Origin of the sequence: Bradyrhizobium sp. 956_D2_N1_4, from assembly GCF_052076025.1 — a bacterium.
Lineage (GTDB): Bacteria > Pseudomonadota > Alphaproteobacteria > Rhizobiales > Xanthobacteraceae > Bradyrhizobium > Bradyrhizobium barranii.
Window position 1 is genome coordinate 4440291 of the sequence record NZ_CP197237.1, and the last position, 19241, is coordinate 4459531.

Consider the following 19241-nt stretch of genomic DNA (forward strand, 5'->3'; position numbering starts at 1 on the left):
GAGCGTCCGAGAACGGATATACACGTCTCGCTGACAGATTTCAATATCTGTCAGTCAATGATCCGTGATTGACAGTTAATTTTTGCGAGCGGCGTCGCCTCTGCTTGGGCTACGGGGGGCGGTGGATAGCTCGCCGATCCCCCTCGACCGGGGTCCAGATCGTTTGTTTCGCCCTGCCCGCTCTGCTAAATCACGGCGTAAAAAGCATTTTGGCCGGTCGCCGCCCCCTTGGGCCGCCCGCCCACCTTCCTGGAGCAGTCTGATGATCCCCCGCTATACCCGCCCGGAAATGGCCTCGATCTGGGAGCCGCAGACCCGGTTCAAGATCTGGTTCGAGATCGAGGCGCACGCGGCGGACGCCCTCGCCGAGCTCGGAACGATCCCCAAGGAGGCCGCGAAGACGGTCTGGGCCAAGGCCAAGGACGCCACTTTCGACGTCGCCCGCATCGATGAGATCGAGCGCGAGACCAAGCACGACGTCATCGCCTTCCTGACCCACCTTGCCGAAATCGTCGGCCCCGAAGCGCGCTTCGTGCACCAGGGCATGACCTCCTCCGACGTGCTCGACACCTGCCTCAACGTCCAGCTCACCCGCGCCGCCGACCTCCTGCTCGCCGATCTCGACAAGGTGCTGGCCGCACTCAAGAAGCGCGCCTTCGAGCACAAGATGACGCCGACCATCGGCCGCAGCCACGGCATCCACGCCGAGCCTGTGACCTTCGGCCTCAAGCTCGCTTATGCCTATGCCGAATTCTCGCGCGCCAAGGAGCGCCTGATCGCGGCGCGCAAGGAAGTTGCGACCTGCGCCATCTCCGGCGCCGTCGGCACCTTCGCGCAGATCGACCCGCGCGTCGAAGAGCACGTCGCCAAGGCGATGGGCCTCGTCCCCGAGCCGATCTCCACTCAGGTCATCCCGCGCGACCGCCACGCGATGTATTTCTCGACGCTTGGCGTGATCGCCTCCTCGGTCGAGCGTATCGCGGTGGAGATCCGCCACATGCAGCGCACCGAGGTGCTGGAGGCCGAAGAGTTCTTCTCCGAAGGGCAGAAGGGTTCGTCGGCGATGCCGCACAAGCGCAACCCGGTGCTGTCGGAAAACCTCACCGGCCTCTCCCGCATGGTGCGCGCCTATGTGACGCCGGCGCTGGAGAATGTCGTGCTCTGGCACGAGCGCGACATCTCGCACTCCTCCGCCGAGCGCATGATGGGCCCGGATGCCACCGTGACGCTCGACTTCGCGCTGGTGCGCCTCGCCGGCCTGATCGACAAGCTGCTGGTGTACCCCGCCAACATGCAGAAGAACCTCGACCGCCTCGGCGGCCTCGTGCATTCGCAGCGCGTGCTGCTGGCGCTGACCCAGAAGGGCGCAAGCCGCGAGGACGCCTACAAGCTGGTGCAGCGCAACGCGATGCCGGTCTGGCGCGGCGAAGGCGACTTCCTCCAGCTCCTGAAGAAGGACACTGAAGTGAAGAAGTATCTCACCGACGCCGAGATCGAGGAGCAGTTCGACCTCGGCTATCACCTCAAGCATGTCGACACGATCTTCAAGCGCGTGTTCGGCGAGAGCTGAGCGCGCGTCCGTCGAAACTGTAGGGTGGTTAGCCGCAGGCATCACCCACCATTCCTCGTGACACGGCGGTGGGTTACGCTACGCTGACCCACCCCACGAACAAGAAACGGATCCCCTCATGCCCATCGTCAACCGCGTTGCCGCCCTCTCCGACGAAATGGCCGCCTGGCGCCATGACTTCCATGAGAACCCGGAGCTGCTCTACGAGGTCCATCGCACCGCCGGCATCGTCGCCGATCGCTTGCGCGAATTCGGCTGCGACGAGGTGGTGACGGGCATCGGCCGGACCGGTGTCGTCGGCGTGATCCGCGGCCGCAAGTCGGCCTCCGGCAAGACCATCGGGCTGCGTGCCGACATGGACGCGCTGCCGATCATGGAGACGTCGGGCGTCGCCTACGCCTCCAAGGTTCCCGGCAAGATGCACGCCTGCGGCCATGACGGCCACACCGCCATGCTGCTCGGTGCCGCCAAATATCTCGCCGAGACGCGCAATTTCGACGGCACCGCGATCATGATCTTCCAGCCTGCGGAAGAAGGCGGCGGCGGCGGCAAGGCGATGGTCGAGGACGGCTTGATGACGCGCTGGAACATCCAGGAGGTCTACGGCATGCACAACATGCCGGGCCTGCCCGAGGGCCATTTCGCGACCACGCCCGGCGCGATGCTGGCCTCGTCCGACAACATCCAGATCACCGTCCACGGCAAGGGCGGCCACGCCGGCGCCGGTCCGCACAAATCCGTCGACAGCGTGCTGATCGGCTCGCAGATCGTCAACGCGCTGCAGTCAATCGTCGCGCGCAACGTCGATCCGCTGAAGTCCGCCGTCATCTCGATCACGCAATTCCACTCCGGCACGGCCTTCAACATCATCCCTGAAGTCGCCGAGCTCGGCGGCACCGTCCGCACGCTCGATCCTGAAGTGCGCGATCTCGTCGAGCGCCGCATCGGCGAGGTCGCCGAAAGCGTCGCCCGCGCCTATGGCGGCTCGGCCGAGACCAAGTATACGCGGATGTATCCGGTGACGATGAACCATGCGCGCGAGGCCGGCCTTGCCGCCGACGTCGCCCGCGACATCGTCGGTGCCGAGCGTGTCAACGACAAGTTCATCCCGATGATGGGCGCCGAGGACTTCTCGTTCATGCTGGAAGCACGTCCCGGCGCGATGATCCTGGTCGGCATGGGCGACGGCAACGAGTGCCATCACCCGGCCTATGTCTTCAACGACAACATCCTCGGCCACGGCGCCTCCTACTGGGCGCGCCTGGTGGAGACGCGGATGCCGGCGGGTTAGCGCCGCTTCGCGGCAGCCGTGGCCCGGGCGACATTGCCGCCAAAGGGCCACGCCACGCGGAGCCCGTCATCGAGCCGCAGAGCGTTGCCCCGTTGGCTCTTCCGTCTCCAGCAGGCGAGATGCGTTCTCGTCTGAGGCGAGAGGCAGGGTGAACTGGAAGAAGGCGCCCCGCGGTTCGTTTGCGCCGGCCCACATCCGCCCGCCATGCGCCTCGATGATCGAGCGGCAGATGGCGAGACCCATCCCCATGCCGGTGGGCTTGGTGGTGTAGAAGGCTTCGAACAGGCGATCCACGTTCTTCGGATCCAGCCCCGGACCGGAATCCCGCAAGGTGACGTGGACGCCGTCGGATGCATCCCGACCGGTGCTGATCAGCAACTCCCGTCCCCCCTCGCCGACCGCGGCCATCGCCTCGATCGCGTTGACGATCAGGTTGAGCACCACTTGCTGAACTTGAACCCGGTCGGCCTGAATCGGCGGCAAGCCCTCGGCAAATTGCATTCGCACCGAGACGCCGTTCTTGAACGCTTCGCTGCGTGTCAGCGCGATGACCTCAAGCACCGCCGGGTTGATCTCCAGGGTCTCTTTTTGCGGGGGCGCGTTCCTGATGAGCGCCCGGATCCGGCCGATGATGTCGCCGGCTCGCATACCATCACCGGTGATCCAGTCGAGGGTCTGTCGAACCCGCTCCAGGTTTGGCGGTCGCGCCTCCAGCCAATTCAGCCCGGCCTCGGCGTTCGCCACGATCGCGGCGATCGGCTGGTTGACTTCATGGGCGATCGAAGCGGTTAGCTGTCCCATCGTGGTGACGCGATTGGCGTGCGCGAGCTCCATCAGCGCTTCACGGTAGCGCCGCTCGTGTTCGCGGCCTTCGGCTTCCGCCCGCTTGAGAGCCGTCAGATCAAGGACAAAGCCGACGCCATGATCCGTACCTTCTCCGAACATGGTCCCGCCGATCAGCACCGGAACACGGCTTCCGTCCTTCCGCACATACTCCTTCTCGAATGGCTGGGCCGTCCCGATCCGCTTCAGTTCCGCCACGGTATGCAAGTCGCGGTCGCGCCATTCCGGCGGCGTGAGGTCGGTCCGATGCAGGCGCCCTGCGGCGAGATCTTCCCGGTCGTATCCCACGATGCGCAGGAAGGCATCGTTGGCCTCGAGAATGCGCCCCTCGACTTCCCAGATGATGATGCCGATGATGTTGGCATCGAACAGGCGCCTGATCTTGATATCCCGTGCTGCAAGATCACTCTGGAGCTGGATGTTCTCCTCGGTCGCCTCCCGCCGCCGTTTCGCTTCGAGCCGCGCGAGCGCCAGCGCTGCTGCGGCCAGCGCGACGACGAGGACAACGGCGCCGGCGATCAGCCAGGTCCAGCGTTGCTCGAATGCTTCTGCGCGCGCCTCCCGGCCGGCGAGCCGAAAGCGCTCGTGATCCACCATCTGGTCGATTTGCGAGCGGATCTCGTCCATGCTGCGGATCATTGCCAGCGCGGCCAGCCCGGACGTGCCGGCCGTCTTCAGCAGCTCGTCGATCTCGCGCAGCGTGGCTGTAACGGTCAGCGCCAGATGTCCGGCCCGAAGGCCCTGCATCGGATCATCCGCCACCAACATCTGCAGCGCCTGAGCCTCGCGCCGTACGCTTTCGTCAGAGACGCCGTAGGCCTTGAGATAGGCGGGGTCGAGGGTCATGAGATACCCGCGCCTTTCAGTCTCCAGTTCCGCGACGATCGCCCGCAGCCGATCAAGCGTTTCGAGGACCTGGCGGCTATGCTCGATGAAGTGATGAGCTGCTTGCCGCTCCTGCCAATATTGCAGGCCGAGGAAGCTGGTCGCGGCAAACAGGGTCACAAGCACTGCGACCGCAAGGATCAGCGGACGAGCAAACCATCGCAGAGGCAGGGCCCGAACAGGAACGGACATTGGCCGTGGGTCTTCGATGCTCGTGTGACCGCGCGTGTTCTGGTGCCGACGCCAGAGCATGATGGGACAATAGCACGGATAAACAATAGCACGGATAAGGAGGTCGGGAACCCGACATTCATCGGATACGCCAGAGGTCGGGCCGTGATGTCGCAGGACTGCGGCACCGTGCGTGTGCTATGGATGAATGCCCTTGGTTGATTCAAGGAGCATCATCATGGCACAGGGTGAAAACTCGTTGAGCCATCCGGCGAGCCGCCGCAGTTTCATCAAGGGACTGGGGGCGGCTGGCGCGGGCCTGACCGCGCTGCCGCGATGGGGCTTTGCCGAGGATTCCGCTGCGGCTAACGCCAACGCCGCGATCGACTGGAAGCAATTTGCGGGACAGACGATCGCACTTTCGGGTGCGATCCATCCGTGGTCGAACGCGATCGCGCCGCTGTTGCCGGAGTTCACCATCCTCACCGGCATCAACGTCACCATCGATTTCCAGCTGGAAACCACCTACCTCGGCGCGCTGCCGATCAGGCTCGCTCGCGGCAGTAGCACGCCCGACGTCTTCATGTTCACGACCTATGGCCAGGGCATCACGAACGGATGGGTGGAGCCACTGAACGGCTATTATTCTATGAAGTCGCTGACCGACCCCGCCTGGTATGACGAGAGCGACCTGCTCAAGACGGCCCGCGCCTTCCCGCTGTGGTCGGACGGCGAACGGTACGCGGTCCCGATTACCTCAGAGGCGACGACCCTGTTCATCAACAGCGATGCGCTGGCAGCCAAGGACCAGCCGGTACCCCAGACTTTCGACGAGCTGCTTGTCACCGCCAAGGCGGTCAAGAGCAACGGGATGTCGGGGATCGCGATGCGGGCCCAGGCGAGCGGCAATTCCTCCCCGCCAGCCATGGGCTTCCTGTTCTCCTACGGTGGGGCCATGGTCGAGCACAACAGGGTCGTTTTCGCGAGCCCGGAGGGGATCGCGGCCGTCGAGATGTACGGACAGTTGCTCGGTCAGGCCGGGCCTGCCGGCGTCGGCAGCTACGAATGGTACCACGTGCTGGACGACTTCCTGCAGGGGCGGACGGCCATGGCGATCGACAGCAGCAACTTCGCGACCGACATTTCCAATCCAGCGAAAAGCCGTGTCGCCAAGCAGGCCGGGTTTGCAACCTTTCCGCATCTCGCCGGTCGCGGCCCCGTCCCCTTCATGTCGCACTGGCAGGCGTGCATCAATTCCAAATCGCGAAACAAGCGCGCGGCTTTCCTGTTCCTGCTCTGGGCGACGGGCAAGGCGACCTCGCTGCAGACTGCTGCAGCAGGGCTGGCGACGACACGCGTCTCGGCCTGGTCGAGCGAGGGCTTCAGGAAGGCGTTCGGTCCGCAGGCCGCCGAGGCGGCGCTGATCAATTTGCAGAATGCCGACGTCGACCGCGCCAAGGCGATTCTTTTCCATCCGCAATCGAGACTGATCCTGGACGCCTTCATGATCGGCGTGAATGAAGTGGTCAACGGGGCGAAATCGGCCAAGGATGCGATGACGGGCGCGGCCGAAAGGGCCAATGCGGCGATCCGCGGGTAGCGGCGAGGCGTCGCCCGATCGGAAGAGGTGGCCACGGCGGACAAGTCGCCGACTCCCGCTGCGCGGCGATTACCCCTGATATTGCAGCACGTGCATGCCGGCGTTCCAGTCGGAGACGAACATCAGCCCGTCGGGCCGCACATAGGAATCGCAGGTCTTGGCTGCGAGCGCGACGTTCGGGCGGGGGTCGACGAGTTTTTTCGGTACCGGCGGCACCCAATACGCGATCTCCTTCGGCGCAAACTGATCCCTGACGTCAAACACCCTGACGCCGGCATTGTTGTAGGTCGCGAAAATCGTCTCCTCGCTCTGGAAGGAGCCGGGGCGGTTCTCATGCAGATTATGCGGACCGAAGGTGCCCTTCGCACAGAAGTCGCGATCGCGTGGCGTCGGCAGCGTCGCGATCGGCACCGGATTTTGCGGCGCGCGCACGTCAAGCACGAATGTGTGAAACAGCCCCTTGGCGCATTGATCCGCATTGGCTTCATCCGCGACGATGGCGAGCTGGCGCTTGGGCAGCGGCAGCGGCGTGTGCGTGCCGCCGGCGAAGGGCGGCGACCAGTTGATGTGCGAGAGCAGCTTCGGATTGGCGGGATCGCCGATGTCGTGGATGGTGAAGCCGCCGTCGCGCCAGGCGGCATAGCCGCGATCGCCCGCCGTGATCATGTGATGCAGCGCAAAGCGCTTACCCTTGGGCGTCGCCGGCTCGCCGGCCGCGCGGTTCATGCCCGGCAGCCACCATTTCGCGACGATCTCCGGCTTGGTGATGGTCTTGAGATCGACCACGCAAAGGATGTGGTCGGTGAAGCCGTCGAAATGCGCCGACACATAGGCATAGCGGCCGCCGGGCCACCACAGCCGGTTGATGCCGAAGCCCGGCATTTCGAGGAACGCGACCTCGCGCATCTCGCCCGGTTTCGAGATGTCGTGGATCGACAGGCCGGAGCGGAATTTCTTGGCCTTGGTGATGCTGTCGGCGAGCGAATTCTCGAAATAGCCGCGCATGCTGTCGTAGGACTGCATCGCGACGATGTTGGCGCCGTTCGCAAGCAGCAGCAGGTCTTCCGCCACCTGCAGATGGTGGGTGCGGGTGTATTGCCCGGCAGTGAAGAAATTGACCGGTTTCAGTGCGCGCGGATCGGATGCGTCCAGGATCGTCACGCCGTCGCTGAACATGTGTCCGACATAGACGTGCTGCCGGTTGAACATCACCTGCACGGTGTCGGGCCGGCCGCCGACATCGCTGTACGAGATATGCTTGATGCCCTTGCCGATGCCCTCCGGCGGAATGTCCGGCTCTGACGCCCATACCGGCCGTGACAATCCGGACAGCGCAGCGGATCCGAACACGGCCGACAATTGTTGAAGGTGACGGCGGCGAGAGAGTTCAGGCATCGGCTTCCCCCCATTTTTTGAGAGGATGATGCGCGCTCGCGGCGAGGCGCGCAAGCCTCGCGTGCCCTTACCTACGCCTGCACCACCTCGTGCCGCATCACGAACGGATCGAGCAGCGTGTGCACCTCGCCAGCGACGAGTTCGCGCTGGTCTGCCGGCAGGCCCGCGAGCGTCACAGTGGCGATCGAGCCGTGGCTGCCATGCGCGCCGACCTTCACCTTGCAGTCGATGCCGCGCTCAGTGAGCGGCGACAGCACCTTGGCGAACACGCGCTGCGCGGCATCCCAGCGCAGCTGTGGCTTGAACACCTTGCCCACGCCGGTCACCGGCATCGGATCGATCGGAATGACCTGCACCGGAACGGCCGCGCGCTCCGGCGTGCGTTCGCGCACCCAGGCTTCCAGCTCGCCCGGCTCGACCTTGGCGCCCGGCTTCAGCTGCACATAACCGACCGGCAGCTCGCCCGCATAAGCGTCGGGCTGGCCAACCACGGCGGCGAAGCCGACGGCGGGATGGCGAAACATGATCTCTTCGATCGGCGCCGGATCGATATTGTGGCCGCCGCGGATCACGAGATCCTTGGCGCGGCCGGTGATCCAGAGGTAGCCGTCGGCATCGAGACGTCCGAGGTCGCCGGAGTTGACCCAGACATCGTCGACGAACGCGCCCTTGTTGTGCTCGTCGTTGAGATAGCCGCCGAACACGCCGGGCCCGGCCATGATGACGACGCCAATCTCGTCGGCCGCGCAGTCGCGGATCAGGCGGCCGTCGGCATCGAGCTGCACGATGCGCACGCGCGCGTAAGGCATGGGAAGGCCGACCGAGCCGAGCCGGATCGGCCGGCTGGGATAAGCAAGCGTGTGCACGCTCGAGGTCTCGGTCATGCCGTAGACCTCGACCACCGGCAGCTTCAGCTTCTCCTGGATCGCCGAGCCGACGGCGACGGGAATCGCCGAGCCGCCGCCGGCGGCATATTTCAGGCTGGAGATGTCCGCATTGCCTGGCGGCACCGCAAGCGTGGCCGCCAGCACCGTCGGCACGCTCGACAGCGCCTCGGGCTTGAAGCGCTCCACCAGCCCCCAGATGTTCTTCACCGAATTCGGGTTGCGCCAGCCGCTCGGCGACAGCACGACCAATGAGCCGCCGGCGGACAGCGTCAGCAGCACCTGCGTCAGCGATCCTCCGACATGGAATAGCGGCATGCCGAACAGCATGTTGGCGCCGGGCTTCGACTTCAGCAGCAGATTGAGCGCCCAGGCCTGATAGACCTGATTGGCGTGGGTGTGCCGCACGAGCTTCGGCGTGCCGGTGGTGCCGCCGGTGTGGAAATAGGCCGCGATGTCGCCACCCGGAATCTTGCGCCCGCTGATAAGCCGGTCGGACGGCTGCTGCTTGATCAGGTCGTTGAAGGCGAAGATGCCCTTGTCCGGATTGCCTCCGCCGAACACCTGCACGACCGCCTTGAGATGTTTCAGCTGCGGGCGGATCTGCTCGACCTTCTGCCAGATGTCGGTGCCCGGCATCGGCCCGAGCGCAACCAGAACCTTGGTGTTCGCGGCCTCAAGGATCTCCGCGATCTGGTGCGGCTCGAGCAGCGGATTGACGGGATTGGCGATGCACGCGGCCTCGGCGCCGAACAGCGTCACGAAGGCGTCGGGCACCAGCGGCAGCATGAAGCTGACGACGTCGCCCTTCTCGACGCCGAGCGCGTGAAACATGTTGGCCGCCTGCGTGACGCGCGCGACGAAATCGCGATAGGTGACCATCACAGGCGTATCGGCCGGATCGGCGTTTTGCAGGAACTGGATCGCCGCACCGTCGGGGTTGCGCGCCGCACCGAGCCTGATGGCGTCATAGGTGCTTTCGGCCGCGACGCGATCGGCGTAGGCGACCTGCTCGAACGCCCGGACCTCTGCGTCCGTCGCGAAGTCCGGATAGTCGTTGCCGATGAACCGATCGAGCGCGTGGATGCCCGCCATGGAATTCCGTCCTCCCTCAGATGCATTTCCCCGCCCCCTGTCTTTTGACATTTTGGTCGGCGAGGCCTCGGCCGATGGCCGGTCGAACGCGGACAGAATGATGGATGATTGAGCGTTCGTCCATGGCCGAACGGCTACGGCCGTAGCACTCGTCTTCGAGGCCATTGAACCTCCCCGCCCGATCGGGGGACCAAGAACATGCATCGGACTCCCCTGCCAGCGTCCTGCCGCAAGACTTGAGGAAATCATGACCACGCCCCCGCGGGACCGCGTCACACGGCTGATTGTCGCGCTCGCCGTGACCTCGGCGATCATGACTTCAGCGATCATGACTTCGGCGATCGTCCTGCCGCGCGCGGCGCGCGCCGAGGACGGCCAGTTCGACAGGATGCGTGCCAGGATCGCCGCCTTCGTCGCCGACAAGATGGAGAAGCTGGGCGGCTCGCGCATCGTCTACAAGGTCGATACCGACGGCTTGCGCGAGAGCGTCGTCACGGATTTGCGCGACGATGTCTACAAGACCCTGCGCGAGGGCAAGATCGCCTTTGCCGGTCTTGCGATCCGCGACGCCGGCGTCGATGTGAAGATCGCGGATGCCAAGGGCCGCGAACAGCTCGCACGCAAGCTCGCGTCGGCCGCGGAGGGATTGCCATCGCATGCGCTCAAGGTGACCGATAGCGGCGACGGACTGGTCAGGCTCGCGCCGACCGATGCCGCATCCGCGGCCCGGCTGCGCGATCTCGTCGAAGATTCCATCGCCATGATCGAGCAGCGCCTCAAGGATGCCGGCATCAACCTCGCCAGCGTCCTGCCGGATGGCACGGATCGCATCCGCATTTTCATCCCGGGCATGATGGAGCCCGCCCGCGTGACCGCGGTCTTCGCCAGGAAGGTCAAGGTCAGCTTCCGCCTGATCGACGTCTCGATGCCCGCGGAGCAGGCGCAATTCGGCACGCCGCCCACGGGCACCGAAGTCCTGCCCGGCTTCAAGGACGAGCGCCATTACCTGGTCGCCAGGGACAGCGCACTCGACGGCGACGACATCAGCTATGCCGGCCCGGGATTTGCCAGCGGCACGAAAGACCCGATCGCCTCGTTCCGCTTCAACGGCCGCGGCACGCGACGCTTTGCCCACGTCACCGAAGAGAACATCGGAAGGCCCTTCGCCATCGTGCTCGACGGAAAGGTGATCTCCGCCCCCGTGATCCGCGAGCCCATCACCGGCGGCTCGGGCCAGATCTCCGGCAATTTCACCCTGGAGGAAGCCAATAGCGTCGCGATGCTGCTGCGCGCCGGTTCGCTGCCGGGGCACCTCGACCTCGTCGAGCAGCAGGTCGTGCAGCCCGCCGCCAAGCCGTAAGGGCCGGTCGCCCTGCGCCCCGCCCCGTCGGGCGCCACGGTCCATGACGCCAAAGCCCGCGCCCCCGGGGCCCCGAATCACGGGCGCGCCACGGCCATGCGCACAACCAACGGGCAATTGCCGAAACGCCCGATCAGGCTAAAATTTGCCTCTTGCGGCATGGCGGCCGAAGGCTTCATTTCAAGCGGTCGTCATTCGATTTCGGCTATACGTGTCGAGCATACCGACCAGGACTGAAGGCCTTACGCGGGGTTAGTACATGCCGTCCGGCAGCGCAGACATTTCCTCGATCCTCGACCGCATTCTGGATGCGGCGACGGACAACCTCAGGATCGCAAAGATCCTGGTCCAGATGGGCCTCGATCCCAACAACGTCACCTACGACGCGATCTTCAACCGGTTGCTGGAGATCTTTGTCCAAAACATTACGCTGGCCAATCTGTTCGCCGCGGTCGGCGCCGGCTTCTTCGTCGCCACCCTCCTGATGCGGACGATGGTGCCGCTGCGCGTCGCCAACATGGTCGGCTGTGCATTCTTCGCCGTTTTCGGCGCGCTCTCGGCCAACGTCTCGACCTTCCTCCTCTATCTGTTGCTGCTTCCGATCAACGCCCTGCGCCTGCGGCAGATGCTCAAGCTGGTCAAGAAGGCGCGCCATGCGGCCGAAGGCGACATGTCGATCGAGTGGCTCAAGCCGTTCATGACCGAGCGCAGATATCGCAGTGGCGATACGCTCTTCAAACTGGGCGATCCGGCCAAGGAGATGCTCCTCACGGTCACCGGCAAGTTCCTGGTCAAGGAGATCAATGTGGAGATCGGGCCCGGAGCTCTCATGGGAGAGCTCGGGTTCCTCACGCCGGACAACCGGCGCACCGGAACGATCGAATGCGTCGAGGACGGACAGGTGCTGACGATCACCTATGACCGCTTGCTCGAGATCTATTTTCAGGACCCGCAGTTCGGCTATTACTTCCTGGTGCTGACCAGCCAGCGCTTGCTGCAAAACATCGACCGCTTGCAGAAGCAGCTGGCGAGCGAGCGGTCAACGACCACGAACCGGATCGCGTGAACGGCGCCGCGGCTCAGCTCAGCAGCAGCGCCATTCCCGGATCGCCCTTCTCCATCGCGCGCCGGTAGGCCGGGCGGGCACCGACGCGGCCGAGATATTTAATCACATTCGGGCAGCGCGACAGGTCATAGGGCTGGAAGTAGCGCATCGTGGTGAGCGAGAAGCCCATCATGATGTCGGCGGTGGTGAAGGTGTCGCCCGCCAGATATTCGGCGTCGCGGACGCGCGCATCGACCAGGTCGAAGGCGCGGTCGGTACGCCCTCTGCTCGCGGCCAGCATCGGATTGTCCTCGGCGAGCTTGAGCCGGTTCAGGATCATCAGCCGGCCCATGCCGGCCTGCAGCGTACCGTTGGCGAAGTGAAACCAGTACAGGAACTGCGCAAAATCAGGATGATCAGGGCGGAGCGCAAGGCGCCCATCGCCGTATTTGGCCATGATGTAATCCACGATGGCGCCGGACTCGGCGAGCACGAGATCGCCGTCGGTGATCACGGGCGCACTCCCGATCGGATGCAGCGCCTTGTAGTCGGGCGGCGCCAGCATGGTGACGGAATCGCGCACGTAGCGCTTCAGTTCGTAGGGAATTCCCAGTTCCTCGCAGAGCCAGACGATGCGCTCAGATTGCGACTTGCCGAGATGGTGGACGGTGAGCATGGCGTCTCCTGCGACCGTGAGTTAGACCTGCCGTGACGCCGCATCTTAACCCGTCATTGCGAGCGCAGCGAAGCAATCCAGACTGCCACCGCGGAAAGACTCTGGATTGCTTCGCTGCGCTCGCAATGACGACGTGGAGGGACCGCCCTACCCCGCCTCGTCCGCCACCATCCGCGCCACGACGCGGTCGCGGCGGATGAAGTGGTGCCAGAGGGCAGCGACCACGTGAATCGCGATCAGCGCCAGCAGCACATAGGCAAAGAGGATGTGGCGATCCTCATAGGCGCCCGCCGCCGCACGGTCGGGAGAGGTGAATTGCGGCACGTGAAACAGGCCGAAGAAGTCGGAATAATCAGGCGTACGCGCGCCGGAATGCGCCCAGCCCAGCATCGCGACCAGGATGACCACGAGATAGAGCGCGCCGTGGCTGACATGGGCCGCGATCTTCTGCCAGCGCGAGGTTTCAGGCGGCATCGCCGGCGTCGGGTTGACGGCGCGCCAGACCAGGCGCAGCACGGTCAGCAGCAGGATCACATAGCCGATATCGGCGTGGATCGAGCGGTAGAAGAAGCGGTCGGGACGCGCCGGGATGTGGTTCATCCACCAGCCGAAGCCGATCATGGCGAGGATGGCCAGCGCCAAAATCCAGTGCAGCCACCGGGAAACGCTGCCCCAGCCGCTACTGGTATTTCTGATCATGTCGGCTCTCCGGAGTTTTGCGGATATGTCCCCGTCCGCAGCGCAAATGCTGATAGCGGGAACTTGCGGTAACCGTGAAATTGAATCGTTCCAAATTGATCCCAAACGGCCCCGCCGCAAAACCGCCCCAAAAACCGAATGGTAACCATGGTGCCCTTAAGGTAGCGACGTGACCTATTCCCCGACGATCCTGGTGTTCGATTCTGGCCTTGGCGGACTCACGGTGCTCCGCGAGGTCGTGGCTGCGCGCCCGGACGCGCATTTCGTCTATGTCGCCGACGATGCCTTCTTCCCCTATGGCCACCACAGCGAGGACGAGATCATCGCCCGCGTCGTGCCGCTGATGGGCGAACTGATTGGCACCCACGATCCTGACCTCGTCGTCATCGCCTGCAACACGGCGTCCACCCTGGTCCTATCTCACTTGCGCGCCGCTTATTCCCTGCCCTTCGTCGGCACCGTGCCGGCGATCAAGCCCGCCTGCGCGCAGTCGAAGAGCCGCCGCGTCTCGGTGCTCGGCACCAAGGGCACGGTGAAGCGCGAATACACCAAGGCGCTGATCCGCGATTTCGCGCTGGGTTGCGAGGTGACATTGGTCGGCTCGCCCGAGCTCGCCTCGCTGGCAGAAGCCGCGCTCAGGGGCCATCCGATCAGCGACGGCGACATCCTCGCCGAACTCGCCCCCTGCTTCGTCGGTGATCCCGCGGACGCGACATCGCGCACCGACACCGTGGTGCTCGCCTGCACGCACTATCCGCTGCTGCTCGACCGGATGAAGACGCTCGCGCCCTGGCCGGTCGAATGGATCGACCCCGCGCCGGCCATCGCCCGCCGCGTCTCCGACCTGCTCGGCACGCAAATCGGCGGCATCGCGCAGTCCGGCGCCGAGATGATCTTCACCTCGAACCGCGTGCATGGGCTTTCGGCCACGCTGACGCCGTTCTTCGGCGGACGCGCACTGGCCTGACCTTGCGCCTCGACGGCGCGCTGCTAGGTTTCGCCGTCGCCATCTTCGCAGGTTCATCCCCATGTCGGTCCCCGCAGCGCCGCTCAACCGTCTCCGCCAGCTCTGGAGCGAAGGGCGCCCCGCCTTCGGCGCAATCGCGACGATCCCGAGCGTGCAGACCGTACAGATCATGGCGCGCTCGCTCGACTGGATCATCGTCGACCTCGAGCATGGCCCGATTGGCTTGACCGAAGCGCATGCGATGATCGCCGCCACGACAGGCACGCCATGCACGCCGCTGGTGCGGATCGCGGCGAACGAGCCGTGGCTTGCGAAAGCGCCGATGGACATCGGCGCCTTCGGCATCAACTTCCCGATGATCACCAATCGTGCCGAAGCCGAGAAGGCGGTGCGCAGCGTGCGCTATCCGCCGCGCGGCGATCGTCTCTGGGGTCCGTTCCACGCGCCGTTCCGCTGGGGCCAGTCGATGCCGGACTACATGGCCGGCGCCGACGACGAGATGATCTGCATGATCACCATCGAGCATGTCGAGGCCGTCAATCGCATCGACGAGATCATGGCGACGCCGGGCATCGACGTCGCGGTGATCGGCCCCGGCGATCTCGCGACGTCCATCAACAAGCGCGGGCAGATGGACGATCCGGAATTGCTGCAGCTGGTCGCCCGCGCCGAGGCCGGTATCCTCAAGAGCGGCGTGCCGATCGGCGGCGTGGCCCGCACCGCAGACCAGGCCAACGCCCTGGTCGACCGCGGTTATCGCGCGATCGCGCTGGGTTTCGACTGGTCGCTGTTCCAGCGCGGCATCATGGCGGCGTTCGAGGGAATCAAGCGCTGAACGAGCCGATCGCGGCCTTGCCGGGAACTGCGACGCTGCTAGGGTCGGCGGTTCCAGGGAGGAAGAACCATGCTCAAAAAGACTTTGCTCGCTCTCGCCTTCACCAGCCTCGCCGTTGCGGCCTTCGCTCAGCAGACCGGCATCAAGCGGACCCCACTGCAGAAGGTCGAATTTCCCGACGGCTACAACACCGTCACCGCCATCGCAGAGGTCCCGGCGGGCGGCGCGGCCGGACGCCATACCCATCCTGGGGTCGAAACCGGCTACGTGCTCGAAGGCGAGCTGAATCTCCTCATCGACGGCCAGCCGGAGAAAACCCTCAAAGCCGGGGATTCCTACCAGATCCCGGCAGGCGTCGTGCACGACGCCAAGGCTCATGGCGACAAGGCCATGAAAGTACTCGGGGTTTACATCGTCGACAAAACCAAGCCGCTAGCCTCGCCGGCGCCCTGATGCGGCGAACCGACCGGCGCCAGGCGGGTTGGTTCGTGCTAGAGCACGCGGCGAGCGGGCCACCCGCTCGCTGCACATATTTTAGTCCGCAGGAACCGAAAGACCCATGCGCGGGACGTCCAAGACCATTTCGCTGCCGCGCCGCCTGATTTGCGACCTCATGCGGGCGTCGATGGAAGTGCCATTCGTCTCGCTCTCCCGCCCCCTCAATATCCGCCCCCTGCTGGAGGCGCGTGCCGGAGCGATGGCGCCTGCCGGCTGGGCCGCGATGTTCGTCAAGGCCTTTGCCCTGGTCGCCAGGGACGAGCCGGTCCTGCGCACCGTCTACGCCAAATGGCCCTGGCCGTCGCTCTACGAGCTGCCCAATAGCGTGGCGTCGGTGGCGATCGCCCGGGTCCAAGACGGCGAGGAATGCGTGATGCCGCAGCGAATCGCGGCTCCCGAAGCCATGGCGCTGGCCGCGGTGGACGCCGAAATCCGGCGTGCCAAGACGGCCCCGGTCGACGATATCCCGATGTTCCGCAAGATCATGCGGGCCACCCGCCTGCCGCTGCCGCTGCGGCGGCTATGCTGGGCGGTCGGCCTGAATTTCGGCCGACAGCGCGGCAACTGGTTCGGCAGTTTTGCCGTGAGCTCAGTGGCCGCCTATGGCGGTGGCGAGCTCCATCCCATCACGCCGGGCCCGTTCATCGTCAGCTATGGGGTGGTCGAGCCCGACCAGACCATCCATGTCGTGATCCGCTGGGACCACCGGGTCACCGACGCCGCCCCCATTGCCCGGGTCCTGACCCGGCTGGAACAGGTCCTGAACACTGAAATCGCTGCCGAATTGCGCGCGGCCGGGCCGAAGCCGATCCGGGCGGTCCGGACATGATTTCGGGGCTATTCGCATTGACAGAACGGCCCAAACTCACCTAAAAGCCGCCTGCTCGCGGGCCGATTTCGGCCCGCGAAGCGTTTCGCGACCCGTGGTCCTCCTCCCTTAAGCTTTGGGGATCGGACCTGTCAGTGCCGGGCCCAGCCCGTCACACAGGAGGGCGCGTTTCCTCAAACCATGTACCTGAAGAGGACGCGATGACTAAGCGCAGTGAGGCGAAGTACAAACTCGATCGCCGTATGGGCCAGAACATCTGGGGCCGCCCGAAGAGCCCCGTCAACCGCCGCGAGTACGGCCCCGGCCAGCACGGCCAGCGCCGCAAGGGCAAGCTCTCCGACTTCGGCGTGCAGCTGCGCGCCAAGCAGAAGCTGAAGGGCTACTACGCCAACATTTCCGAGCGTCAGTTCCACGGCATCTATGTCGAGGCGAGCCGCCTCAAGGGTGACACCGGCGAGAACCTGATCGGTCTCCTGGAGCGTCGTCTCGACGCGGTCGTGTACCGCGCCAAGTTCGTCTCCACGATCTTCGCCGCGCGCCAGTTCATCAACCACGGCCACATCAAGGTGAACGGCCGCAAGGTCAACATCTCAAGCTACCAGCTCAAGATCGGCGACGTGATCGAGGTCAAGGAAGCCTCCAAGCAGCTCGCCCACGTGCTCGAAGCCAGCCAGCTCCCCGAGCGCGACACCCCCGACTATCTCGAAGTCGACCACGGCAAGATGACCGCCAAGTACGTGCGCATCCCCGGCCTCTCCGACGTGCCGTTCCCGGTGCAGATGGAGCCGCATCTGGTCGTCGAATTCTATTCGCGCTAATAGTTCGGCAGAACGACATTCAAAGGCCCCGGTTCACCGGGGCCTTTTTGTTTGAGCCGGCGATTCCCATGTCTCAGGCCATCTGTGCTATGATTGCACATCGCGGAGTTGAGCATGACTCGTCTTCTGGAAGAGGCCTTCAGCAAAGTTTCCGGCCTGCCCGATTCAGAGCAGGACGAACTGGCGCGGACCCTGCTTGAGCTTGCCGGGGTCGATCAGCCACCAATCCAGCTGACGGCGGCGGAAGAGGCAGATCTCGCCGAGGCCGAAGCCGAAATCGCCCGCGGCGAGCTGGCCAGCGCCGACGAAGTCCGCGCGATGTGGGCTAAGCACGGCCTGTGAAGGTCCGCTATACGAAGCGGGCGCTCGCCCAAATCGACCAAATTCTGACCTACATCGAGGCGCACTCGCCCCAAGGCGCAGGCCACGTGCGCGGCCGCATTGTCGCTCTCATAGCATTGCTAGAGACCTACCCCCACGCAGGGCGAACGACTACGCGTGCATACGTCCGTCGCTTGCCGGTCAACCCTTATCCCTATCTGATCGATTATCGTGTGACCGAGACAGAAATCGTTATTATGCGGTTTCGTCACGCCGCCCGGCGTCCACCCAGAGCTCGCTGACCGCGAGCGAGTGCCATTCCCCTCAGGGAGCAAGTTGATGCTCTATACCCCTCCCCCGATCGATCCCAAGGCGCCGCCGGTGCGCATCAATCTGCTTTCGGACACGCAGACCAAGCCGACGGCTGCGATGCGCGAGGCGATGGCGCGGGCGGAGGTCGGCGACGAGCAGGTCGGCGACGATCCGACCGTGAACGCACTGTGCGAGCGCGTTGCCGCGCTGATGGGCAAGGAAGCCGCGGTCTACATGCCCTCAGGCACGATGTGCAACGTCACCGCGACGCTGGTGCATTGCCGTCCCGGCGACGAGATCCTCGCCCACGAGAGCGCACATATCATCGCCCGCGAAGGCGGCGCGCATGCCGCGATCGGCGGCTTCCAGGTCACCCAGCTCAAGGGACCTGACGGCCAGTTCACGCCGGAGACCTTTCGCAAGGCACTGCATCCGCGGACGCGCTACCAGCCGCCGCAGACCGTCGTCAGCGTCGAGCAGACCGCCAATATCGGCGGCGGCACGATCTGGAAGAAGGCAGCGCTCGACGAGATCGTCGCGATCGCCAAGCAGCACGGCCTCGTCACCCACATGGACGGTGCGCGCCTGCTCAACGCCACCGTCGCAAGCGGCATCTCCCCGCGCGACATGACGGCGGGGTGGGATTCGGCGTGGATCGATTTCTCCAAAGGCCTGGGCGCGCCGATCGGCGGCGTGCTGGCGGGCTCGCGCGCCTTCATCGACGCGGTCTGGCAGTGGAAACAGCGCCTCGGCGGCTCGATGCGGCAAGCCGGCGTCTGTGCGGCGGCCTGCATCTACGCGCTCGACCATCACGTCGATCGCCTGGCCGACGACCACGCCAATGCGCGCGCGCTCGCCCGCGGGCTGTCGCAGATCGCAGGCGTCGAGGTGCAGGAGCCCGAGACCAATCTCGTGTTCTTCAAGCCTGATGGCGCCGGAATTGCCGGCGACAAGATGGTCGCCGCACTGCGCCAGCGCGGCGTGACGCTCGCGATGATGGACGGCCGCATCCGCGCCTGCACCCATCTCGACGTCAATGCGGCCCAGGTCGAGGAAACGATCGGGTACGTCAGAGAGATCGTGCGCGGGGCGTAAGTCCGTAGCCCGGATGGAGCGCAGCGAAATCCGGGGTCCTCGCCTCGCGGAA

General features: G+C 65.0%; 17 protein-coding genes and 2 pseudogenes. 13 read left to right on the plus strand and 6 right to left on the minus strand.

The features are described 5' to 3' along the window. The first annotated feature begins 262 nt into the window (after positions 1-262). Both purB and AB7535_RS21140 read left to right on the plus strand, forming a co-directional pair. Positions 263-1570, plus strand: coding sequence for an adenylosuccinate lyase (purB, locus tag AB7535_RS21135; protein ID WP_014494164.1), 1308 nt, complete (start codon positions 263-265; stop codon positions 1568-1570). A 118-nt stretch (positions 1571-1688) separates the two neighbouring features. Beyond that, on the plus strand, positions 1689-2861 hold the full coding sequence (locus tag AB7535_RS21140; protein ID WP_085404318.1) for a M20 aminoacylase family protein: 1173 nt from the start codon (positions 1689-1691) through the stop codon (positions 2859-2861). A gap of 66 nt (positions 2862-2927) precedes the next feature. On the opposite strand, the pseudogene AB7535_RS21145 reads toward AB7535_RS21140, so the two are convergent. Further along, positions 2928-4223, minus strand: a pseudogene (locus AB7535_RS21145) (sensor histidine kinase); the annotation flags it as partial. A 96-nt stretch (positions 4224-4319) separates the two neighbouring features. After that, a pseudogene (locus AB7535_RS21150) lies at positions 4320-4841 on the minus strand (CHASE3 domain-containing protein); the annotation flags it as partial. Positions 4842-4998: 157 nt separating this feature from the next. Between AB7535_RS21150 and AB7535_RS21155 the strand changes: the two are divergent. Continuing rightward, positions 4999-6360: an ABC transporter substrate-binding protein gene (locus tag AB7535_RS21155; protein WP_085404316.1), complete on the plus strand. Its 1362-nt coding sequence runs from the start codon at positions 4999-5001 to the stop codon at positions 6358-6360. Between the two features lie 69 nt (positions 6361-6429). Here the strand turns inward: AB7535_RS21155 and AB7535_RS21160 are convergent, their stop codons facing one another. Further along, positions 6430-7755 (minus strand): LVIVD repeat-containing protein, encoded by a 1326-nt coding sequence (locus tag AB7535_RS21160; protein WP_085404315.1) that lies wholly within the window; start codon positions 7753-7755, stop codon positions 6430-6432. A 71-nt stretch (positions 7756-7826) separates the two neighbouring features. Beyond that, positions 7827-9734, minus strand: coding sequence for an acyl-CoA synthetase (locus tag AB7535_RS21165; RefSeq protein WP_085404314.1), 1908 nt, complete (start codon positions 9732-9734; stop codon positions 7827-7829). A gap of 247 nt (positions 9735-9981) precedes the next feature. Here AB7535_RS21165 and AB7535_RS21170 point away from each other — a divergent pair, with 247 nt between their 5' ends. Both AB7535_RS21170 and AB7535_RS21175 read left to right on the plus strand, forming a co-directional pair. After that, positions 9982-11094: a SecDF P1 head subdomain-containing protein gene (locus AB7535_RS21170; RefSeq protein ID WP_085404313.1), complete on the plus strand. Its 1113-nt coding sequence runs from the start codon at positions 9982-9984 to the stop codon at positions 11092-11094. Between the two features lie 259 nt (positions 11095-11353). Continuing rightward, entirely contained in the window at positions 11354-12160 is an 807-nt protein-coding gene (locus tag AB7535_RS21175) for a Crp/Fnr family transcriptional regulator (RefSeq protein ID WP_071912420.1), read from the plus strand. 13 nt (positions 12161-12173) lie between these two features. Here the strand turns inward: AB7535_RS21175 and AB7535_RS21180 are convergent, their stop codons facing one another. Both AB7535_RS21180 and AB7535_RS21185 read right to left on the minus strand, forming a co-directional pair. Beyond that, positions 12174-12815, minus strand: coding sequence for a glutathione S-transferase family protein (locus AB7535_RS21180; protein ID WP_085404312.1), 642 nt, complete (start codon positions 12813-12815; stop codon positions 12174-12176). A gap of 147 nt (positions 12816-12962) precedes the next feature. Then, the gene (locus AB7535_RS21185; RefSeq protein ID WP_085404311.1) at positions 12963-13514 is read right to left on the minus strand and encodes a cytochrome b; all 552 of its coding nucleotides are present in this window, start codon (positions 13512-13514) and stop codon (positions 12963-12965) included. Between the two features lie 169 nt (positions 13515-13683). Between AB7535_RS21185 and murI the strand changes: the two genes are divergently transcribed. The 8 genes from murI (at position 13684) to AB7535_RS21225 (ending at position 19189) form a co-directional block, all read left to right on the plus strand. Further along, on the plus strand, positions 13684-14481 hold the full coding sequence (gene murI, locus AB7535_RS21190; RefSeq protein ID WP_085404310.1) for a glutamate racemase: 798 nt from the start codon (positions 13684-13686) through the stop codon (positions 14479-14481). Between the two features lie 61 nt (positions 14482-14542). Further along, the gene (locus AB7535_RS21195; RefSeq protein ID WP_085404309.1) at positions 14543-15316 is read left to right on the plus strand and encodes an HpcH/HpaI aldolase family protein; all 774 of its coding nucleotides are present in this window, start codon (positions 14543-14545) and stop codon (positions 15314-15316) included. A 69-nt stretch (positions 15317-15385) separates the two neighbouring features. Then, positions 15386-15769: a cupin domain-containing protein gene (locus tag AB7535_RS21200; protein WP_085404308.1), complete on the plus strand. Its 384-nt coding sequence runs from the start codon at positions 15386-15388 to the stop codon at positions 15767-15769. A gap of 106 nt (positions 15770-15875) precedes the next feature. Then, on the plus strand, positions 15876-16643 hold the full coding sequence (locus tag AB7535_RS21205; protein ID WP_085404307.1) for an acyltransferase: 768 nt from the start codon (positions 15876-15878) through the stop codon (positions 16641-16643). A gap of 200 nt (positions 16644-16843) precedes the next feature. Beyond that, complete coding sequence (gene rpsD, locus AB7535_RS21210) at positions 16844-17461, plus strand: 30S ribosomal protein S4 (RefSeq protein WP_028147479.1); 618 nt, start codon at positions 16844-16846, stop codon at positions 17459-17461. Positions 17462-17575: 114 nt separating this feature from the next. Next, on the plus strand, positions 17576-17803 hold the full coding sequence (locus AB7535_RS21215; RefSeq protein ID WP_028147480.1) for a hypothetical protein: 228 nt from the start codon (positions 17576-17578) through the stop codon (positions 17801-17803). After that, positions 17800-18084 carry a type II toxin-antitoxin system RelE/ParE family toxin gene (locus AB7535_RS21220; RefSeq protein ID WP_080669598.1) on the plus strand — a complete coding sequence of 95 codons (285 nt, stop codon included), beginning with the start codon at positions 17800-17802 and terminating at the stop codon, positions 18082-18084. Before AB7535_RS21215 ends, AB7535_RS21220 begins: the two co-directional genes overlap by 4 nt. Before the next feature lie 37 nt (positions 18085-18121). Beyond that, a complete protein-coding gene (locus AB7535_RS21225; RefSeq protein WP_085404306.1) occupies positions 18122-19189 on the plus strand; it encodes a threonine aldolase family protein in 1068 nt (355 codons plus the stop codon). Positions 19190-19241: the final 52 nt, after the last annotated feature.